The following is a 20,495-nucleotide window of genomic DNA, read 5'->3' on the forward strand; positions in this document are numbered from 1 at the left end:
TTTTACTGCGGTGTAAATCGGCGTAAATGTTGAACCGTCGCCAGCCAAGCTGCGATCCAGCCAATCATGGCAGAGATCAATACCAGTAATAGGCACTCATCCCAGCTTAAGCCGTGTAATGTAAAGCTGGTGCCAAACACTGTGGCTACCTGCGTAACCACCGAACCCAGCTTCCATACCAGTGCTTCAGACAGAATCAGTGATAACACTGCGCCACTAAAGCCCAACATCGCCCCGCCGTTCAAGAACGGACGCAAGATAAACCCATCGGTCGCGCCAATCAACTTCATGACATTGATAGTGTCGCGCCGACTAAAGATGCTCAAACGTACGCTGTTACCAATCACCAGGAACACAGCGACTATCATCAAAACACCAATCATTGCAGCAACTTGCCCAACTAATCCCGTTAGGGCTGCCAAGCGAGCAAACCAGCTGTCGTCCATGCGAACTTCCGCGACGCCTTCAACTTTACTGACTCGGTCACGTAGAGTTTCCAACGACCCTGAACTTTGGAAATCCAACTTCGGTGTGATGATCGCGACAGCGGGCAGTGGATTCTCTTCGAGCATATCCAGCGCACCACCAAAACCAGACCAGTTGCGGAACTCACCCATCGCTTCTTCTCGCGACAGATAGTTAACCTTCTCAACACCAGCTTCAGCTTTCAGTGCGGTTACGACATTTTCAGCCGCATTATCATCCAGAGCCTTATCCAGATAAATCGTCAATTGCGGAGTCGGATACCATTGATCCGCCGCCTGACTGACGTTTTTCCATACGATATAGCACACACTTGGCAGTGTCAGTGAGATAGCAATGACCATCACAGTTAACAACGTTGCCAAGGGTTGGCGCATCATATCGGCAATGGCATTAACCCACGAATAGCGCCACTGTTCGCGCCAGCCGCCTTTCAGCGCCTTGGTTTTTGCTTTCTGCGCGTTATTCGCCATGATGCGCTCCTAACATCCGCCCCTGACTCAGCGTCAAGATTGGGTAGCGCCGCCGGGCAATCAACGACGTATCGTGAGTTGCCATCAACACGGTCACACCCACACGGTTAAATTCTTCAAACAAACGCAAAATGCCTTCGGATAACGCATCGTCCAGGTTACCAGTTGGTTCATCCGCCAGTAATACCGCGGGCTTGTTCACCACTGCCCGGGCAATACCGACACGCTGTTGCTCACCACCGGAAAGTTGAATAGGGAAGTTCTTCGCCTTATCCAATAGCCCCACTTTATCCAGTGCTGCTGACACCCTGCGGCGAATATCTTCGGTGCTGGCACCAGCAATAATCAATGGCATAGCAACATTGTCATATACTGTTCTATCGAGCAGTAGATGGTGATCCTGGAAGATCATTCCGATCTGGCGACGCAAGAATGGCACTTCGCGGTTTTTCAAGCGGCTGATATCGTGACCACCAAACCAGATATGGCCAGCGCTCGGTCGCTCGATACCACAAATCAGTTTCAGCAGAGTACTTTTCCCAGCACCAGAGTGGCCGGTCAGAAACGCCATTTCCGCCGGGCGCAGATGAAAATCTACCCCTTGCAGCGCCTGTCGTCCGCCTAGATAAGCTTTACTGACCTGTTCAAAGCGAATCATCCGTATTAATCCTCTCGGGCAAAAAGAGCCTCAATAAAATCGTCAGCCTTAAATGGCCGCAAATCTTCTATACCTTCCCCAACACCGATATAACGGATTGGGATACCGAACTGGTCTGCAATGGCAAAAATAACCCCGCCCTTGGCGGTGCCATCCAGTTTAGTCAGGGTAATTCCGGTCAGACCCACTGCTTCATTAAACAGTTTCGCCTGACTAACCGCATTTTGTCCGGTACTGGCATCCAACGTCAGCATAACCTCATGTGGGGCATCGCCGTCCAGCTTTTTCATCACACGGACAATCTTCTTCAGCTCTTCCATCAAGTGGGCTTTATTTTGCAAACGCCCCGCGGTGTCTGCCAACAGCACATCAATACCACGAGCTTTAGCCGCCTGAATAGCATCGAAAATTACCGAAGCGGAATCTGCACCGGTATGCTGTGCCACAACGGCAATTTTATTGCGGTCACCCCAAACTTGCAGTTGTTCTACCGCAGCGGCACGGAAAGTGTCGCCCGCAGCCAGCATGACAGATTTACCTTCCGCCTGGAATTGACGCGCCAGTTTACCGATAGTGGTGGTTTTACCCACACCATTAACGCCGACCATTAAGATGACATACGGACTTTTGCCACTGACATCCAATGGTTTATCTACTTTAGACAGAATTTCAGACATTTCCTCTTTGAGCTTGCCATACAGCGCTTCAGCATCTTTTAGTTGCTTACGGCTGGCGTGTTCTGTCAAAGAGGTAATGATTTTACGGGTAGTTTCCACACCCACATCGGCGATCAAAAGCTGTTCTTCCAGCTCATCAAAGAGGTCGTCGTCGATTTTTTTACCGCTGAACAGCCCCATAAAACCGGAGCCAAGATTCTGCTTGGTTTTAATTAAGCTGCGTTTTAGCCGGGCAAAAAAGCCTTCTTTAGTTGGCCGCTCTTGTTCCTGAGCCGCTACTGGAGCAATTTCTTCTTCCGTTTCATCGTCTTCGACTTCAGCAATATCAAGCTCTTCAATAACCTCAATCTGAGGTTCTTCGACTACAGCTTGTGGCGCTGGAGCATCAATAACAACATTATCTTCCATCAGCGGCAGTTCTGGCGCACTGACCGAGCCTTCATCCCATGAAGTAATACTCTTATCATCACTCTGTTGTTGTGAAGAATGATGCGGTGAAGAGTGATGCTGTGAGAAATGATGCTGTAAATACCGAGGGTCTTCAGCAGAATCTATAGGTTTTTCAACGGCTATAGGTTTCTCGACGACTATAGTTTCTTCAATAACTATAGGCTTTTCAACAGATTGCGCAGTGTGTTCTGCTGCCACCTCAGGGAGAGTTTCAGCCGCAGCTTCACTGATGGCAGCGCTATCCCATTCACCCGGGGTTAGTGCTGGCTGCTCTGCTACAGGCTCGATTGCCGTGCTTTCAGGCGCTACATCAGCTTGTTTTTCACTGATAGCTTGCTGTTCGGCAATTTGCTCTGCTGTATCTTCTTTCTCAGTAGCCAATGGCTCTGCTGTGTTTTCTTCATTCTGCCGGCCAAGACCCAGCCAGGAAAAAAATCCACGTTTTTTATCTTTTGCCATTTTTGGACTCTAATTACTTTGGGTTTGCATAAATAAGATAATAGTTCGCAAGTCTATCACTTTCCCCTGAACAGCAACACGCGCACGATGCTGCTTTCTATTGTGAATTCAATCAACAAAGGTTTAACGTTTCCCCCACACTGCACACATAGGTAGAATAGGAACTAACTTTTTTATTCAGTGCTGTAATACTGGCCAATTCTCACAAAAAGCGATCTATGGCAAAGCGACCGATAGTAAAAGCAAAACAAGCCCCATCACAGTCAGCAGGGCAAATCCGCATCATTGGCGGTAAATGGCGAGGGCGCAAATTGCCTGTGCCTGATAGCCCAGGGCTGCGTCCAACCACTGATCGGGTTAGAGAAACACTGTTTAACTGGCTTGCACCGATGATTCAAGGTGCCCGATGCCTGGATTGTTTTGCTGGTAGCGGCGCATTAGGGCTGGAAGCACTATCGCGCTACGCAGGTGAAGCTATATTGCTGGAAGCTGATCGGCATGTCGCGAAGCAACTGAGCAGCAACCTGACGTTATTGAGTGCCGAAAATGGGCAAGTCGTGCATACCAACTCTTTGCAATGGTTGGCCCAACCGGGGCAACCTTTTAATTTGGTATTCCTTGATCCCCCTTTTCGTAAAGGTTTATTGGCTGAAACCATCAATTTACTGGAACAATTCAACTGGCTAGCGGCAGATGCCTGGATTTATGTCGAAGCTGAGGCTGAAAGCGCTGCCGCAGATGTGCCAGCCAGTTGGCAGTTACATCGTGAGAAAATTGCCGGGCAAGTTGCTTATCGCCTCTATATCCGTAACAAACCGACTCATCAAGATGCAGAATCCGTTGAAGAACAGGAGCAACACCATGTGGATTAACCTCGGCCGATTATTGATGCTAGGAGTATGGTTTTTCCTGCTCTTAAATCTATTTAAACCGTTTCCAACACCGTTAAAATATTTTATTAATGTTGCAATGATATTCATGGTGTTGATGCATGGGTTGCAATTGGTATTACTCAAATCTACCCAACCTAAAGACCAACCCATCAGTCGGTTACAACAAGTTAAAATTTTTGTCTTCGGCGTTTTTGAATTGCTGGCCTGGCAAAAGAAGCAACCACCAATTCCTAAGAAATAATGGCCTTACCCGTCATCTTTCAAGGTGCAGGGGTGTTGGCTGCTTTCGTTCGCCCGAGTCACTTACTGATGTAAGCCATCGGGATTCTCTCCTTTGCCGCCTTCCTGCATTTTGAAATCTATTGGGTACAGATATGTGCCTTCTTTCAAGTTGCAGGGGTGTTGACTGCTTTCGTTCACCCGAGTCACTTATTTGTCACGGCTGTGTTGGGCGTGAAATCAATATAACGGGTTCCCTGTAGGCGTAGCGTCCCTTGGGCACCCTGCTCAATACGGTTATATTCCTGTAGCGGTAGTATCATTTTGATTTCACTGTTATTTTTCGATGCTATCTCACTAAAAACAGGTCGAAAATCAACTTCATAACGCTTTTCTTCGGCAACAATCTCTTCACGCTGACGTGAACGACGATTGGGAGCCAATACCTCTCGCTTATTAATGACTTCAACTTGTAAGCTGCGCACCGGTGAGCGGTCGTTTTCCGCCTCCTGCCGTTTTTTCTGCCAATACTGACGGGTTGCCAGCACGGCAATCAGCACAACTACAGCAATAAATAGCAACGGAGGTCTGTTCATAAAATCTTACGAACCCCACTCAAGAGATAGGTTTAAGGTTTATTACCTGGCAGATAAGGGAAGCTCATCACGTTATTCCCCAGTTCGGAGATCCGAGCACTGCCCTTTTCCGTTACCGCATCAATGCGAATCACAGAATGAAGTGGAATATAGCTACGGTTAACACCAGAAAACTCTGTCTTCAATTTTTCTGTTGATGGATCAACCAGTAATGTGGATTGGCTATCAAAGACAAAATCAGCAATTTCAATAAACCCAAACAGGGTACTTGGGCCAACCTCACGGACATAGAGCTGATAATTCTTACCGTTATTAATAAATTGAATACGATAAAGTAATTGTTCATTAGCCATGGCGTATTGCCTCTATCCCTTGATTTAACGAACGGAAATCGGCGTTAACATAACATGTGGGCCAAACAAGACCAAGAGCTGTGCCGACCGATTGCTCAGCTAAACCTGATTATGCGCACTGCTACGCATTAAGTGGCATAAATCATGCAAATCACGTTAGCGTATCTATCACTCTTTGTTTCCATCCCTTACACTTGAAGGATGTATACTAAAAGTCATTGGCGTTGCGGATTATCATTACAACACAGGTACTTTCATTGAAACCTGTATAGAAAAAGGATAAATAATGAGCTGGCCATTCCTTGCTGTATTCTTTTCCGGTTGGTTGTTTGTTGATGCAACTTACCGCGGCCCACGTTGGCAACGTTGGGTATTCAAACCCGTCACCTTGTTACTGTTGCTGTTACTGGCATGGCAAGCACCGATCCTCGGCCCTGCCGGTTATCTGATTGTATTCGGTCTGGTGGCAACGCTGGTTGCAGACGCCTTATTACTGCTACCCAGTGAGCGCTTACTTTATGCTTTGGGTGCATTCTTCCTCTCTCATTTACTGTATACCATCAGCTTTGCCAGCCAGATGACCTTCACTCTATTCTGGCCGCTTCCTTTGGTTTTAATTATTGTTGGCGCGCTATTGTTAGCAACAATCTGGAGCAAGTTAGAAGAGATGCGTTGGCCGGTAGTCGCTTTCGTCGGCATGACATTACTTATGGTGTGGATGGCAGGTGAACAGTACTTTGCTCGTAGTACCGACCTGAGCTTCTCATTGCTGGCAGGTACCGTGCTTTTGCTGGTGTCACATACTATTTGGTTACTGAATCGCTATCGTTTCTCGTTCCGCGCTTCAGCTGCCGTCGTCGCTGGCTGCTATTTTGTTGGGCACTTCCTGATTGTTCGGTCGCTGTATCTGTAATTAACCCATTACAGTACAAAGCAATTTAGCAACATACTGATTTATAAAGTTACTGAGACACAGCCCCAAGGATGGGGCTGGAATATTTGGCGCAAGATGTGCTCCCTTCCGTTATACCCTCATCGCCGACTAGCCTCCGTTTAGTAATTATTCTCATTTAGCCTCTTGACTCTGGAGTTGACTCTAAGGTGTAGAGTGCAAGCATACTGGCTAAATCCAGTATCTCTTTTACATTTTGTCCAGGAGGCATCATGCATTCACATTCTGAACATCGGAATTCAACTGATACACATAGCCACTGTGGCTGTGGTCAAACCCATGCGAAAAAACAAACGGGTTGCAGTAGCCAACAAGCCACCAAAACCGGTAATGACAGTACAAATTCAGTGAGTGAGCATTCACATCACGAAGGGGGTTGCTGTAGTCAGAGCCATGCCGATGAGGGTGATGACGAAAGTGACATACTTGCGGCAACGCTACCTTCAGGAAGCCAGCGCTTTAGCTGGCAAGTCAAAGGGATGGATTGCCCAAGTTGCGCCCGCAAGATTGAAAATGCAGTCAGTAGTTTGATTGGCATTGAAAATGTAAAAGTCCTCTTCGCGACGGAAAAATTGGTGGTTGATGCCAGCTCGGATATTCGCCCCCAAGTGCAAAGTGCCGTCATGAAAGCTGGTTTTAGTCTGATAGATACTCAATCAGCTGTGACGAACCCAGCGCCAGAAACACGCTTTAGTGAATATCTACCAATTGCATTATTAACCACGCTGATGCTTATCAGCTGGGGGATCTCGTTATTTAGCACTGAGCTGAGTGAATTTGCTTTCACCGCGACAACCATTGTCGGGTTGATTCCTATCGTAACTAAAGCCTGGAAACTCATTCGCTCAGGCACACCTTTTGCCATTGAAACCTTGATGAGCGTGGCCGCTATCGGGGCAATGTTTATTGGCGCAACAGCTGAAGCTGCCATGGTGCTGCTGCTGTTTATGATTGGTGAATTACTCGAATCCTATGCTGCAAACCGCGCGCGCCGAGGAGTCACTGCACTGATGGCGCTGGTGCCGGAAGAAGCGCTGCTGTTGAAGGATGGGGAACGCAGACCAGTTCCTGTCGCCAACTTGCGCCCCGGCGATATCATTGAAATCGCGCCGGGTGGCCGCCTGCCCGCAGACGCAGAATTAATCACCGCATTTGCCAGTTTTGATGAAAGCGCCCTCACCGGAGAATCTATTCCTGTTGAGCGCCAACAAGGCGAGAAAGTTGCTGCGGGAAGTTTATCGGTCGATCGCGCCACTGAAATGCGCGTTATTTCGGAGCCGGGAAACAATGCCATCGACCGTATTTTACAACTGATTGAATTAGCAGAAGAACGGCGTGCGCCTATTGAGCGCTTTATTGACCGTTTCAGTCGAATTTATACTCCGGCAATTATGTTTCTCTCGGCGCTGGTGATGTTGGTTCCACCTTTGGCGTTCGCCGAGCCTTGGGAGACCTGGATTTACCGTGGCCTGACACTATTGCTCATTGGTTGCCCATGCGCACTGGTTATTTCCACACCGGCGGCGATTACCTCGGCATTAGCGGCGGCAACTCGCCGTGGGGCATTGATTAAAGGGGGCGCGGCATTAGAGCAACTTGGCCGAATTCAAACCGTCGCCTTCGACAAAACTGGCACTCTCACTGAGGGTAAACCGAAAGTTACCGATATCCTGCCCGCATCTGGCGTGAGTGAAAGTCGCCTGTTAGCCATGGCCGCAGCGGTCGAGGCTGGGTCACATCACCCATTGGCTATCGCTATTATGCAATCAGCTAAACAGGGTAGCACGCAAATGCTACCGCTAGCGGAAGATCGCCGAGCCCTGGCAGGGGTGGGCGTTGAAGGTGTGGTTAACGGCCTAATTGTTCGCGTCAGCGCGCCAGGGAAAATATCACCGGCATTATTGACTGCCGAGTGGCAAGCTCAGCTCGATCTGTTGGAAAGCAGCGGTAAAACCGCGGTCGCGGTGCTGGAAGATGAGAAACTCATCGGCTTATTGGCACTGCGAGACACTTTACGTGCCGATGCCAAACAAGCTATTGATTCGCTGAAAACGTTAGGTATTCAAGGTGTCATGCTCACTGGCGATAACCCACGAGCCGCAGCGGCAATTGCCAGTGAATTGGGGATTGATTACCGCGCCGGATTGCTGCCCGCCGATAAAGTACAAGCGGTTATGGCACTCAATGAGGCGCAACCAACCCTGATGGTTGGCGACGGTATTAATGATGCTCCGGCCATGAAAGCCGCCAGCATTGGTATTGCCATGGGTAGCGGCACGGATGTCGCCTTGGAAACCGCCGACGCCGCACTGACCCATAATCGGCTTACCGGACTGGCCGAAATCATTCTGCTATCACGAGCAGCTAACGCTAATATTCGCCAAAATATTACTATTGCCCTAGGGCTAAAAGGGATTTTTCTGGTGACCACATTGCTCGGCTTAACCGGTTTGTGGCTAGCGGTATTAGCTGATTCCGGTGCTACCGCCTTGGTCACCGCCAATGCCTTGAGGTTACTGCGCAAAAGAGAGGTTTGAGTCTCAGGGCAAAAGCGGCGGATTACTCGGCTTTTGCCCCTTTTTTAACCAGATACCGATAGGGAGTCTGTGTGGTGTCTTGCGCCAGCAACTGGTGATCCATAAAGCGACAAAAACCGGGGATATCACGAGTGGTGGCGGGGTCGTCAGCAATAATTAGCAGCGTTTGGCCATCTTCCATATGCCGGACAGTTTTACGCACCATCATCACTGGCTCCGGGCAGCGCAATCCCAATGCATCAAGGGTTTTATCCGGATTGGCAAAAATATCGGTCATTACGGTTCTCTTGTCAGTCAGTAGCAATATAAAAGAGGTTCGATAGTTTACTCTGCTGTTTTTCAGGTGCAAGCCGCGCTAACGTTTGCGTTAAAATTAACCATTGCATTCGTTGCGCAAACGCGTATTATGCCGCGCGTCGCAGAAATTGCGGCACATTCTGTTTGGGTTCCCTCACCCCAATAACCAAAAAGGTCACATTTATGTTTTCGTTTACTGCCCAACAGCGGATGACCGCTTTGGTATGGCTGTCGCTATTCCATATTGTCATCATTACCTCCAGTAACTATCTGGTGCAATTACCGATCGCTATCTTCGGTTTTCACACCACTTGGGGGGCTTTTACCTTTCCGTTTATCTTCTTAGCCACTGACCTAACAGTGCGAATTTTTGGTGCCCCTCTGGCGCGCCGGATTATTTTGTCGGTCATGGTGCCTGCGCTGCTCATTTCGTACCTTATTTCAGCCCTGTTTTATCAGGGAAGTTGGCAAGGATTCCCGGCGTTAACCAGCTTTAATTTGGTTGTGGCGCGCATTGCAGTGGCTAGCTTTATGGCCTATGTGCTTGGACAAATTCTTGATGTTCAAGTATTTAACCGCCTACGTCAGCGCAGTGCTTGGTGGGTCGCCCCGACTGCGGCGATGTTCTTCGGCAATATCAGTGACACCATGGCGTTCTTCTTTATTGCGTTCTATCGCAGCACTGACCCGTTTATGGCGGCAAACTGGGTGGAAATCGCCTTAGTAGATTATAGCTTCAAGCTACTGATCTGCATGTTATTCTTCCTGCCAGCCTATGGCGTGATGCTCAATGTGTTACTGAAATATTTTGCCCGGAAAACCAGTCAGCAAGCGCTAAATCAGATGAGTCCCGCTGAACAATAGATTGCTTTTGGCGTCTGAATAAGGTGCGATAAGACGATTAATCATCAATAAGGGATTCTCATGCATAAAATAACCAAGTTTCTCGCCGTCGGCCTGCTAGTTGCCGGATTAAGTGCCTGTGATGGTAACAGCAATAACAATGTAGGCCAGCCAGTCAGTCTGTTGGAAGGCAAAGTTGCTTTTAGCTTGCCAGCTGATTTATCAGACCAAAGCGGGAAAATGGGCAACCAAGCTAACAATATGCACGTTTATGCCAATAAAACTGGCGATAAAGCGGTTATCGTGATTTTAGGTGATAACACCGATGAAGGTTTGGATGTCCTGACTGAGCGCCTGGCTGAACAGCAGCGCGCCCGCGATGCCAATCTTCAGGTTGTGACGAATAAAGCGATTAAAGTTGATGGACAACCCTTCCAGCAACTGGACAGCATTATTACCAGTGGTGGTGATAAAGCCTATTCATCAGTATTGATGGGGAAGGTTGATAATCATTTGATAACAATGCAAATTACGCTGCCAGCTGAGAACCAGCAACAAGCGCAAACTGAAGCAGAGTCCATCATCAGTACCTTGAAACTGAAATAATCGACCTCAATAGCGCGCGGCTAAACCGCGCGCTGTCTGCATCATCCGATAAGGGATTGTGCCAGCAACGTAATCGGATGCTCACATTTCTTACTCGTCGACATCTCAATCTGCCATTTGCAGGTTTCGCAGTCGGTAATCACCAGATCAACACCACTCTCCTCAATCTGCTGGAATAATGTTGCCCCAATTCCTTGAGCTGTTGCGTAGTTCTCTGATTTAAAACCATAAGTCCCAGCAATCCCGCAACATTGGGAATCTAAGACCACCAGCTCAATACCTGGAATACGCTGCAACAATGCCAAGGTATAAGCCGTCCAACCCATTTTCTCCATATGGCAAGGAGTGTGATAAGCAATGCGCAATGGTTTGTTTTCTTTAGAGAATAAAGGTTTTAGCGGTAACTCTCGTCCTTGATCCAATAAGCGGTAAATGTAGCGAGTCGCCAGTTCTACTCTGTCACGCACTGGGGCAGTATCCACATCCAACAAATGTGGATACTCATCTCTCAAGGTAAAAGTACAGCTTGAAGAGGTGGCTACCACCGGGATATCCCGACCAATTACCGCATCAGTCAGTGACTCAAGATTCACTCGCGCCTGTTTTTTTGCCTGCTCGATAAATCCATTCGCAATCAGCGGCACACCACAGCATTTTTCCCGCTTAAGTAATTGGACACCAATGTTCATCGCGTTGAATACGCTGACTAAATCCTTGCCTAGCTGCGGATGGTTATAGTTAACAAAGCAACCATGGAAAAAGGCTACTTGTTCAGCATATTGCTGCTGTTTTTGCGCTTGTTTGTGATACCAGCGGCGGAAGGTGCCAAATGAGTATTTAGGTAATTCGCGCCGATGGTCAATTTTCAGTGCTTTATCCAGCAAGACCCGCACCGGTTTTAAACCCGTAACCGCATTAATCACCGGGGCAAAAGGTGTCGATAACGTGCCCATGATGTCGGTATGGCTGAGAATAGCATCGCGCAGTTTGGGTTTGTGGCTGCTGTAACTGGCTTTCGCGCGCTGGATGATGTCACCGATTTTCACATCTGACGGGCATGCTACTTCGCAGCGTTTGCAGTTAGTGCAGTATTTCAAGGCATCGTCATACAGTGCCGGATCTTTCAGGCGCAGACGCTCACCATCAGGACCGGCCTGTTTTGGCCCCGGATAAAGCGGATTAACCTTGGCTACCGGGCAATAAGTGGTGCAAACCGTACATTTTATGCAGCTTTCAAAACTGTTATCACGTGCCAAATGCTTATCCTGAATGTCTCCGTCCTGTGGTAACCATGTCATAGTGTCACCTCCATAGCGCTGACAATTTGCTCTGCAACGAACAGGGCGCTGGTCAGAGAAACTCCGGCCCCGCAGCCTTGTTGCAGCGGATCGTAACCACCCAGTACTGCGCCAATAACATGCAAATTATCCAGTGCAATGCCGCCACGTAGCGCCCGGAGTCGGTTATCGGTATTCACGCCAAACTGCAAATAAGGTTGTGGCGCAAACATATTGCTGTGGCTCCAATCGGCACGGTTTGGCAGCGATAAAATATCCAGATCCAATATGGGCTCATAGACATGCTCAAAGGTCGCCACCAACCCATTACTGAAGAAGCTGCCACTGGCCAGAACCATCTGGGCAGCACGCAATGGAATATCCCCGTGGTTACGGCTATAAAGTCCGGTAATTCGGTTCCCCACCAGTTCGGCACGTAATACCGCATCCCCCGGCATCACAATGCCGCCAAGTTGCTGAAAACGCTGGCGCAGGGCTTGATGCAGGCGCATACCAAGTAACGACGGTGGTAATGTCGGTAGCAGTTGAATGGGTTTACCCACGGCGGCTCGTAGCGCTTCCAGTGGCGCTGACTCATCCAGACCAATACAGGCAGGCAGTAAAATCATTTCCGCCGCGGATGACAAACGCGCTAACTCGTCGGCCAGCGGTTGCAGATTTTCTGGTTGGTCCAATACGCGGGCAATGTTTACCGCACGGAATTCACTGGGGTTATCCCGCAGGCGATCCAATGCAGGCAGATGCAGATAGTCCGGAGTGGCCTCGACACCTTGCTCTTGCAAGGCACTGGCGACCATTTGTGGCTGAAAATCGAGGAACCCCTCAATACCAATCACCGCGACGTTGTGCCATGGCAGTGGGCCTTCCAGTGGTGCAACCGGGATATCCACCGGGCTGAGCCAGGTGGGGCGGCAACTGCCCAATGGGGTAAGGCGTAAATGATTTTTAGCCGCACTGCCAACCAGCTCCAGACCACATCGTTGTAATAGGGATTCCGCTTGTTGCGCCAGTTCCCCCACCTGCCCGATTTGCCCCATCTTGCTGTAAGGATGTTCGGGCGCTAATTCAACTAATGCTTCAAGCGCGCTGAGGGGTTGGCTAACCGCCCGCCCGTCCGGTAATTTTGCCAATAGATCCAAGGAACCGGAGGAAAAATGCAGCGCATTTTGACCGGCGCTGACGATGGCACAATATTTACCTTGCTCAGCCAGACGAATACCGCAGGCCAGCCCCGCTAACCCACCACCGATGATAATCACATCAAATTTCATCTGGTTTCTCCTGAAGATTGGCCGCACGCGGGGTATCATCCAGACCGCAAAGCCCTTGATAAACCCAATGAGTAAACTCACTTTCCCGTAAAGCATCACCCCAAGCTATCGGGCGCACACCTTTCCAGCGCTCATTAAGGAATTGCACCAGCTGTTCACGGGATTGTTGCGGTGTCGTCACCTTAAAACGGCTGAGTAAACCTGCCGCCCGGCAAGCACAAAGCTCCCCCTGACAGGTGCCCATACCAACACGAGTGCGGCGGCGCAAATCCAATAGGTTATTAACTGAAAGAGATTCAATGGCATAGCGCACTTCACCGGCCGTCACCGCCTCACACTCACACACCAAGCTGTTATCCAGACGATTACCCGCCAACAATTGTGTCGCGCGGTCGCCATGGCGATAAACCGCCGAGCCGCGAATACTGGCTGGCAAGGAAATCACTTTGCTGAGAGTCTGTTCTGCTGACTGCTGTGAACCGGGCAGTGGTTCTTGCGCTGTGGTACAGGCTGCCGTCACGCCAAGCTTTTCACAGACTTTGTCTGTCGCCCATTGCGCCATCAGCCGGTAAGTCATCAATTTACCGCCAGTGATGGTAATGAAGCCCTCCAGCCCATCCCGGCTGGCGTGGTCCAGCAGTACAATGCCACGGCTGACATTTCGCCCCGAAGGGTCATCATCACTGGCAACCAAAGGTCTAACCCCAGCATATGCGCGTAAAATGCGCGTTTGCGCCAGTTGTGGTGATAATTTTGATCCTTCGCGAATTAAGGTGTCCACCTCTTGTGGCGTGACAACCATGTTATCTATCTGATCGTATTCAATATGTGTGGAGGTGGTGCCGATCAGTGAGATGGTATCGCCTGGCACCAGAATGTCGGCATCCGCCGGTTTACGGCAGCGGTTGATCACCATGTTATTGATCCGATGGCCCAGGATCAGCAGCGCACCTTTGGCTGGGAACATGCGGATCCGCAGATCGGCGTATTCCGCAATATGTTGCCCCCAGATCCCGGCAGCATTTACCACGATCTGTGCATGAATATCATATTGTCGCTGATTCTTATGATCGAAAACGCGCACACCAGTGACGCGATCCCCCTGGCGTAATAACCCGATAACCTCATGATAAGTCAATACATTAGCGCCGTGCTCGCGGGCATCCAGCATATTGGCAGCGGTTAAGCGGAAGGGGTCAACAGTACCGTCCGGGACTCGGACCGCAGCGATGAGTGAGGGATTGGCGGCGGGCTCTAGGCGCAAAGCCTGCTTCGGATCAATAGCTTGCGCTGCTATTCCGGCTTCCTGACAGCGGGCAATAAATTGCTCCTGATAATCCAGAGAGTCTTCCGGCAAGGTGATAAACAAACCATCCGTTTGCTCAATACAATGGCGGGCAATACGTTTCAGAATTCGGTTTTCTTCAATACATTCACGGGCGGACTCACCATCAGTTACGGCATAGCGCGCACCACTGTGTAATAAGCCATGGTTACGGCCGGTAGCCCCGGTGGCAATGTCATGCCTTTCCAGCAGTGTACAAACCAAACCGCGCCGGGCGCAGTCTCGGGCGATCCCCGCCCCGGTTGCGCCACCACCAATGATGATGACATCCGTTTCTGTGTAAGGAGAACTGTTCGTCATGAAAGACCCCACATTATCAGACAGCCGTCTGGCGGCTAGTTATGAGTCTATTGAGCCACAGTCTTTATGGTTATTGTTTGATAAGGAACAAAAACGAACTAAAAACGAAAACGAAATGGTGTTTAAAAACCATGATTGTGATCAAAGTCACAGGTAATTTATGATTACAGGTTTCAAAATGTTAACCAATCGCTCAAAATTGCCGCCGCTTTCATATAACTGTAACAAATGCGCCATCACTCACAGATAAGTAGCAAGAATTTATCTAGCATGGCGCTCGTTATGGAACATAAACGACAGTAGCTTCGCTGTTTAGCTACCGGACGCCGTTTAACTACCGGATAGATACCAGGCTATACCGGAGTCAAAAACAACAAAAAAGCCATCGGAGGCACTCATGTTGAGTATTTTTAAGCCCGCGCCACATGTGGCACGGCTTCCCGCAGACCAGGTTGATCCCACCTACCGCCGCTTACGCTGGCAAATCTTCATGGGTATCTTCTTCGGTTACGCTGCCTACTATCTGGTACGTAAAAACTTTACTCTGGCCATGCCGTATTTGATCGAACAAGGATTCTCTCGCGGGGATCTCGGCTTCGCATTATCCGGTATTTCAATCGCTTACGGTTTCTCAAAGTTCATCATGGGTTCGGTTTCTGACCGTTCCAACCCACGAGTATTCCTCTCCGCCGGTTTGATTCTCTCTGCGGCCGTGATGCTGTTTATGGGCTTTGTACCCTGGGCAACATCCAGTATCGCCGTAATGTTCGTGCTGCTGTTCTTGTGCGGCTGGTTCCAGGGTATGGGGTGGCCGCCATGTGGCCGTACCATGGTGCACTGGTGGTCGAAGAAAGAACGTGGCGGGATTGTTTCTGTCTGGAACTGCGCCCATAACGTGGGTGGTGGTTTGCCACCATTGCTGTTCCTCCTCGGGATGGCTTGGTTTAACGACTGGAAAGCGGCGCTATACATGCCAGCTTTCGGTGCCATTTTAGTGGCATTAATTGTCTTTGGTCTGATGCGTGATACTCCTCAATCCGTGGGCTTACCGCCAATTGAAGAGTACAAAAACGATTATCCAGATGACTACAGCAAAGAAGCAGAAGAAGAGCTAACCGCCAAGCAAATCTTCATGCAGTATGTGTTCCCGAATAAATTGCTGTGGTATATCGCCATTGCTAACGTTTTTGTTTATTTGTTGCGTTACGGCATCCTCGACTGGTCACCGACCTACCTGAAAGAAGTGAAACACTTCGCACTGGATAAATCGTCATGGGCTTATTTCCTGTATGAATACGCTGGTATTCCAGGGACGCTGCTGTGCGGTTGGATGTCCGACAAAGTGTTTAAAGGCAACCGTGGTGCCACCGGTGTGTTCTTTATGACGTTAGTGACTATCGCCACCATTATTTACTGGCTGAACCCGGTCGGTAATCCAGGTATCGATATGGCTTGTATGATCACTATCGGCTTCCTGATTTATGGTCCAGTCATGTTGATTGGCTTACATGCCCTTGAATTAGCGCCGAAAAAAGCAGCAGGTACCGCGGCAGGCTTCACCGGTCTGTTCGGTTATCTGGGCGGCTCGGTCGCAGCCAGTGCCATCGTAGGTTATACCGTTGACTACTTCGGTTGGGACGGTGGCTTTATGGTGATGATTGGCGGCAGCATCTTGGCTGTGCTGTTGCTGCTCGTGGTGATGTTTAGCGAGAAAAAACATCACGAAGAGATGGCGAGAAAGCAAGACTTATAAGTCTGGCTAGTTAAGTTGTTCTATAGGCTGTGTCGTTATCTATGGATGTATAGCGCCACAGCCTTCATTCTCTACCCAATAGATTTCAAGATGCAGGAAGGCGGCAAACGAATGAATCCCGATGAGCTTACATCAGTAAGTGACTCGGATGAGTGAGAGCAACCAACGCAGCTGCGTCTTGAAAGGCTACGAGTAAATGGAGCACAATCAATGCTAATTCATATAAAAACCCTGGCAGCGAGCATCATTTTGGCATCTTCGGTAGCGGGTATGGCGCACGCGGCAGAGTCATCTTCCTCGGACAAATCCACAGTCACCAAACCTTCAGCAGACAAAGTCGTGATCGCGCATCGTGGCGCCAGTGGCTATTTGCCCGAACATACACTGCCAGCCAAAGCTATGGCTTATGCGCAGGGTGCTGATTATCTTGAACAAGATCTGGTGATGACCAAAGATAATGAGCTAGTGGTTCTGCATGACCATTATCTGGATCGGGTGACGGATGTTGCCGAGCGCTTCCCGGATCGCGCACGTAAAGATGGTCGCTATTACGCCATTGATTTTACGCTGCCGGAAATCAAGTCACTGAAATTTACCGAAGGATTTGATATTGGTAAAGATGGTAAAAAAGTGCAGAGCTTCCCGGGTCGTTTCCCGATGGGCAAATCTGACTTCCGGGTACATACTTTCCAGGAAGAGATTGAATTCGTTCAGGGGCTGAATCATTCGACCGGTAAAAATATCGGTATCTACCCTGAAATCAAAGCGCCTTGGTTCCATCAGCAAGAAGGGAAAGATATTTCCACCAAGGTGTTGGAAGTGCTCAAGCAGTATGGTTACACCACCAAAGCCGACAAAGTTTATCTGCAATGCTTTGATGCGAATGAATTAAAACGTATCAAAAATGTGCTGGAACCGAAGATGGGCATGGACCTGAAATTGGTTCAACTGGTGGCCTATACCGACTGGAACGAAACCTACGAGCAAAAACCTGATGGCAAATGGGTTAATTACAGCTACGACTGGATGTTCAAACCAGGCGCAATGAAGCAAGTCGCGCAATATGCTGACGGCATTGGCCCTGACTACCATATGCTGATTGTCGAAAGCTCCACGCCAGATAACATCAAGCTGACCAATATGGTGAAAGAAGCTCATGCCAGCAATATGATGGTTCATCCGTACACCATCCGTGCTGACAAGCTGCCTAAATACGCCACTGACGTTAATCAGCTGTTCGATATTATTTACAATCAGGCGCAAGTTGACGGTGTGTTTACTGACTTCCCCGATAAAGGCGTGCAGTTCCTGCAAAAACAGGGGCAGCATCAATAAGTTGATGGCCTGACATTAACGAGAATAAGAAAATGGCGCACTGATAATTAAGTGCGCCATTTTTTCTCATAAATGAAAAGTCAGTTACTTATCAGTACCTAAAAACATTTTGCGCAGATAGTGCGGCACCGCATCATCAACATTCGAGCCAATCACTTCCAGATTCGGCAACATATCTTTCAGGCGCTGATGAGCATCACGCATGATGCAGCCTTTGCCAGACATGGACAGCATTTCCAAGTCATTCATCCCATCACCAAACGCGATACATTCTTTCAGTGAATAACCAATGATCTTGGCAACTTGTTCAAGTGCATGGCCCTTAGAGACACCTCCGCCCATCACTTCCAGACAAGTTGGGAAGGAGAAACTGACATTAACCCGATCGCCCCAACGTGCATTGATGGCTTCTTCTAAAATCAATAACTTGTCGTGATCTTCGCAAGTGAAATAGACCTTACACACCCCTTCGGTCGGCAGCAGAGCGGGTTCGAACACTTGGTAGTTGAACACAGATTCACGGAAAAACTCTTTCTGCGCCGGGCTTTCACGGTTCATATACCATTCATCGTTCAAATAGACGTTGGTTAAGATATCCGGATTATGGTGTTCAATATTGTACAAATCACGGGCGATATCAGCATCAAGGTTATGGCTGAAAATCAGTTCCCCTGCGGTGTTGTGCACACGCGCGCCATTGGAGGTGATCATAAAGGCACTGATCTCCAGGCTATCGCGGATCTGCGCCACATCGATATGATGGCGGCCAGTTGCAAATACAAAGTGCACATCACGTTGCGTCAGCAACTTAAGTGTTTCTTTGGCATACGGCGTCAGGATGTGGTCGGGTGACAGTAAGGTGCCATCTAAATCGGAAGCAACAACATGATACATAGCGGTATGTTCTAACCTCTGGTGACGTCGGGGTCTAATGGCCGACTGATTGTTTTATGCTGCAAGAAGGGTGAGGTTGCGCAAAAAAACGCAATATGGCGCTTAGCGCCTCGGCACGCAGCTGGTCCTGCTCGAACAGGATCTCATGGCGTGCCCCTTGAATGACCATAGGTTGCCCCCCTTCGCAAGGGTGCCCCGCCAGAGTCATAGCCTGAGAAAAAGCATTGTGGGCCGGGTTATGGACTACCCGATCCTCACTGGCCTGCAATAGCAGAACCGGCGTGGTGATTTTGTCTGCTTCGGCGATAATTTGCTCCCCCACCAGCAGACTTTCACGGATCCAGTGATATGTTGGCCCGCCGACTCGGATTTCCGGCGTATCAGCATATTGACGCAAATAGCGGCGATAGCGCTCGCGACTGTGGGTCAGCATATTGACCAGATAGGGCAATGGCCGCCACTGACCAGTTCCGATAGCGTAATAATCCCGCAACTTTTGGTGCCCTTCGGCCCAATCGACAATCCGGTGGGCCAGCCAACCCGGCATCGGCAAATGAATACCAAACATCGGCGCACAAAGTGCAACAGCATCAAAGGCGTTAGGTTCTCTGGCCAGAAAACGCGTCAGAATGGCGCCGCCCATGGAATGGGCCAAAGCAAAACGCTGCTGATAACGGCTATTCGTGATTTCACGCTGCACTAACTGCGCAAAATCCTCAATATAATCATCGAATTTGATCACATGGCCGCGATTGTGATCCTCAAGCATGCGCCCGGATTTACCCTGCCCACGATGATCCAGCACAATAACATCATAGCCTTGCTGGAAAAGATCATAGGCCACTTCAGGATATTTAACGTAACTTTCAATGCGGCCGGGCACCACAACCACTACACGAGTATGTTGCGGGGCACAAAAGCGGACATAGCGGATAGGAATATTATCGACTCCCATAAACTCGTCTTCATCGCGCTGCTGCCAGAAATCTAGCAATGGGCCGTTAACAAAGGCAGCAAACTGCTCTTCACGGGTCAACCAGCTAGTCATATGATTATCTAACGGCATAACGTCGCTCGCTGTTCAGTGAACAAATAGTCATTCTGTGAGCCATAGCACAACTATTAGCAATAGAGTATTGTGGCATAAATTTGCGCATTCCGGGAGCTTTGCCGATGACCTTAGACTGGTGGTTAACTTATTTGCTGACAACACTTATCCTCAGTCTGTCCCCCGGCTCTGGTGCCATTAACACCATGAGTACCGCTATCAGCCATGGTACCCGTGGGGTGGTTGCCTCAATTTGCGGATTACAGCTTGGGTTAGCGGTACATATTGTGCTGGTTGGTGTCGGTCTTGGCGCACTGATTTCACAATCGCTATTGGCATTTGAAATATTAAAATGGCTCGGCGCGGCTTACCTAATCTGGCTCGGTATCCAGCAATGGCGTGCCGCCGGTGCGCTGGATCTGCATGCATTAGCCAACAGTATGCCTCGGCGCAAACTCTTTAAACGCGCGGTATTTGTTAACCTGACCAACCCGAAAAGCATTGTGTTCCTGGCCGCATTATTCCCGCAATTTGTGCTGCCAAATCAACCACAAGTGGCGCAATATCTGATTCTCGGCTGTACCAGTGTGATTGTCGATATCATCGTGATGATTGGCTACGCCACTCTTGCCACACGAATTGCTGGCTGGATTAAATCACCACATCAAATGAAATTACTGAACCGGATATTTGGCGGCTTATTTATGCTGGTTGGCGCATTATTGGCAACCGCCAGAAAAGTATAGAGTTTGTGG

Annotated in this window: 21 protein-coding genes; 10 read left to right on the forward strand and 11 right to left on the reverse strand. The window is 49.2% G+C overall.

Going from position 1 to position 20,495, the window contains the following annotated elements; translation table 11 throughout:
- Positions 1 to 2 precede the first annotated feature (2 nt).
- Genes ftsX through ftsY form a run of 3 tightly spaced genes read right to left on the reverse strand, consistent with a single transcriptional unit; the run spans position 3 to position 3,200 of the window.
- Positions 3 to 956, reverse strand: a complete 954-nt coding sequence (gene ftsX / locus FTA96_RS11000) for a permease-like cell division protein FtsX (protein ID WP_050109731.1) — start codon at positions 954 to 956, stop codon at positions 3 to 5.
- On the reverse strand, positions 946 to 1,614 hold the full coding sequence (ftsE, locus tag FTA96_RS11005; RefSeq protein ID WP_019213191.1) for a cell division ATP-binding protein FtsE: 669 nt from the start codon (positions 1,612 to 1,614) through the stop codon (positions 946 to 948). Before ftsE ends, ftsX begins: the two co-directional genes overlap by 11 nt.
- Positions 1,615 to 1,619: 5 nt before the next feature.
- Complete coding sequence (gene ftsY / locus FTA96_RS11010) at positions 1,620 to 3,200, reverse strand: signal recognition particle-docking protein FtsY (protein WP_145538037.1); 1,581 nt, start codon at positions 3,198 to 3,200, stop codon at positions 1,620 to 1,622.
- A 218-nt stretch (positions 3,201 to 3,418) separates the two neighbouring features.
- On the opposite strand from ftsY, the gene rsmD reads away from it, so the two are divergent.
- Positions 3,419 to 4,072: a 16S rRNA (guanine(966)-N(2))-methyltransferase gene (gene rsmD, locus FTA96_RS11015; RefSeq protein ID WP_050152143.1), complete on the forward strand. Its 654-nt coding sequence runs from the start codon at positions 3,419 to 3,421 to the stop codon at positions 4,070 to 4,072.
- Positions 4,062 to 4,334 (forward strand): DUF1145 family protein, encoded by a 273-nt coding sequence (locus FTA96_RS11020; protein WP_050152144.1) that lies wholly within the window; start codon positions 4,062 to 4,064, stop codon positions 4,332 to 4,334. The genes rsmD and FTA96_RS11020 overlap by 11 nt, the downstream gene beginning before the upstream one ends.
- A 184-nt stretch (positions 4,335 to 4,518) precedes the next feature.
- Here FTA96_RS11020 and FTA96_RS11025 read toward each other — a convergent pair whose 3' ends face one another.
- Positions 4,519 to 4,908 carry a DUF2500 domain-containing protein gene (locus tag FTA96_RS11025; RefSeq protein ID WP_145538041.1) on the reverse strand — a complete coding sequence of 130 codons (390 nt, stop codon included), beginning with the start codon at positions 4,906 to 4,908 and terminating at the stop codon, positions 4,519 to 4,521.
- 32 nt (positions 4,909 to 4,940) lie between these two features.
- Positions 4,941 to 5,261, reverse strand: a complete 321-nt coding sequence (locus FTA96_RS11030; protein WP_050109721.1) for a DUF1820 family protein — start codon at positions 5,259 to 5,261, stop codon at positions 4,941 to 4,943.
- A 286-nt stretch (positions 5,262 to 5,547) separates the two neighbouring features.
- On the opposite strand from FTA96_RS11030, the gene FTA96_RS11035 reads away from it, so the two are divergent.
- Both FTA96_RS11035 and FTA96_RS11040 read left to right on the forward strand, forming a co-directional pair.
- A complete protein-coding gene (locus FTA96_RS11035) occupies positions 5,548 to 6,174 on the forward strand; it encodes a lysoplasmalogenase (protein ID WP_050109719.1) in 627 nt (208 codons plus the stop codon).
- A gap of 251 nt (positions 6,175 to 6,425) precedes the next feature.
- Positions 6,426 to 8,750 carry a zinc/cadmium/mercury/lead-transporting ATPase gene (locus tag FTA96_RS11040; RefSeq protein ID WP_145573830.1) on the forward strand — a complete coding sequence of 775 codons (2,325 nt, stop codon included), beginning with the start codon at positions 6,426 to 6,428 and terminating at the stop codon, positions 8,748 to 8,750.
- Positions 8,751 to 8,772: 22 nt separating this feature from the next.
- Here FTA96_RS11040 and tusA read toward each other — a convergent pair whose 3' ends face one another.
- Complete coding sequence (gene tusA / locus FTA96_RS11045; protein ID WP_050109716.1) at positions 8,773 to 9,027, reverse strand: sulfurtransferase TusA; 255 nt, start codon at positions 9,025 to 9,027, stop codon at positions 8,773 to 8,775.
- A gap of 203 nt (positions 9,028 to 9,230) precedes the next feature.
- Between tusA and FTA96_RS11050 the strand changes: the two genes are divergently transcribed.
- Both FTA96_RS11050 and FTA96_RS11055 read left to right on the forward strand, forming a co-directional pair.
- Complete coding sequence (locus FTA96_RS11050; RefSeq protein ID WP_050109714.1) at positions 9,231 to 9,911, forward strand: 7-cyano-7-deazaguanine/7-aminomethyl-7-deazaguanine transporter; 681 nt, start codon at positions 9,231 to 9,233, stop codon at positions 9,909 to 9,911.
- Between the two features lie 60 nt (positions 9,912 to 9,971).
- A complete protein-coding gene (locus FTA96_RS11055) occupies positions 9,972 to 10,496 on the forward strand; it encodes a DcrB family lipoprotein (protein ID WP_050109712.1) in 525 nt (174 codons plus the stop codon).
- A 41-nt stretch (positions 10,497 to 10,537) separates the two neighbouring features.
- Here FTA96_RS11055 and glpC read toward each other — a convergent pair whose 3' ends face one another.
- The 3 genes from glpC to glpA are packed head-to-tail and all read right to left on the reverse strand — an operon-like array spanning position 10,538 to position 14,710.
- Positions 10,538 to 11,794: an anaerobic glycerol-3-phosphate dehydrogenase subunit GlpC gene (gene glpC, locus FTA96_RS11060; protein ID WP_050109710.1), complete on the reverse strand. Its 1,257-nt coding sequence runs from the start codon at positions 11,792 to 11,794 to the stop codon at positions 10,538 to 10,540.
- A complete protein-coding gene (gene glpB, locus FTA96_RS11065) occupies positions 11,791 to 13,065 on the reverse strand; it encodes a glycerol-3-phosphate dehydrogenase subunit GlpB (RefSeq protein WP_145532716.1) in 1,275 nt (424 codons plus the stop codon). The genes glpC and glpB overlap by 4 nt, the downstream gene beginning before the upstream one ends.
- Positions 13,055 to 14,710, reverse strand: coding sequence for an anaerobic glycerol-3-phosphate dehydrogenase subunit A (glpA, locus tag FTA96_RS11070; protein WP_145573832.1), 1,656 nt, complete (start codon positions 14,708 to 14,710; stop codon positions 13,055 to 13,057). The genes glpB and glpA overlap by 11 nt, the downstream gene beginning before the upstream one ends.
- Between glpA and FTA96_RS23270 the strand changes: the two genes are divergently transcribed.
- The 3 genes from FTA96_RS23270 (at position 14,709) to glpQ (ending at position 17,798) form a co-directional block, all read left to right on the forward strand.
- A complete protein-coding gene (locus tag FTA96_RS23270) occupies positions 14,709 to 14,867 on the forward strand; it encodes a hypothetical protein (protein ID WP_186372873.1) in 159 nt (52 codons plus the stop codon). The two genes, glpA and FTA96_RS23270, sit on opposite strands and share 2 nt — an antisense overlap.
- Positions 14,868 to 15,107: 240 nt before the next feature.
- Positions 15,108 to 16,463, forward strand: coding sequence for a glycerol-3-phosphate transporter (gene glpT, locus FTA96_RS11075; RefSeq protein WP_004710164.1), 1,356 nt, complete (start codon positions 15,108 to 15,110; stop codon positions 16,461 to 16,463).
- A gap of 210 nt (positions 16,464 to 16,673) precedes the next feature.
- Complete coding sequence (gene glpQ, locus FTA96_RS11080) at positions 16,674 to 17,798, forward strand: glycerophosphodiester phosphodiesterase (protein WP_145573834.1); 1,125 nt, start codon at positions 16,674 to 16,676, stop codon at positions 17,796 to 17,798.
- A gap of 84 nt (positions 17,799 to 17,882) precedes the next feature.
- Here glpQ and yigL read toward each other — a convergent pair whose 3' ends face one another.
- Together yigL and pldB are read right to left on the reverse strand one after the other, a co-directional pair.
- Positions 17,883 to 18,692, reverse strand: a complete 810-nt coding sequence (yigL, locus tag FTA96_RS11085; RefSeq protein WP_004710162.1) for a sugar/pyridoxal phosphate phosphatase YigL — start codon at positions 18,690 to 18,692, stop codon at positions 17,883 to 17,885.
- Between the two features lie 34 nt (positions 18,693 to 18,726).
- On the reverse strand, positions 18,727 to 19,758 hold the full coding sequence (pldB, locus tag FTA96_RS11090) for a lysophospholipase L2 (protein WP_050123895.1): 1,032 nt from the start codon (positions 19,756 to 19,758) through the stop codon (positions 18,727 to 18,729).
- A gap of 107 nt (positions 19,759 to 19,865) precedes the next feature.
- On the opposite strand from pldB, the gene rhtB reads away from it, so the two are divergent.
- Entirely contained in the window at positions 19,866 to 20,486 is a 621-nt protein-coding gene (rhtB, locus tag FTA96_RS11095; protein WP_050109702.1) for a homoserine/homoserine lactone efflux protein, read from the forward strand.
- Positions 20,487 to 20,495: the final 9 nt, after the last annotated feature.

The organism is Yersinia alsatica (assembly GCF_902170305.1).
Taxonomy (GTDB): domain Bacteria; phylum Pseudomonadota; class Gammaproteobacteria; order Enterobacterales; family Enterobacteriaceae; genus Yersinia; species Yersinia alsatica.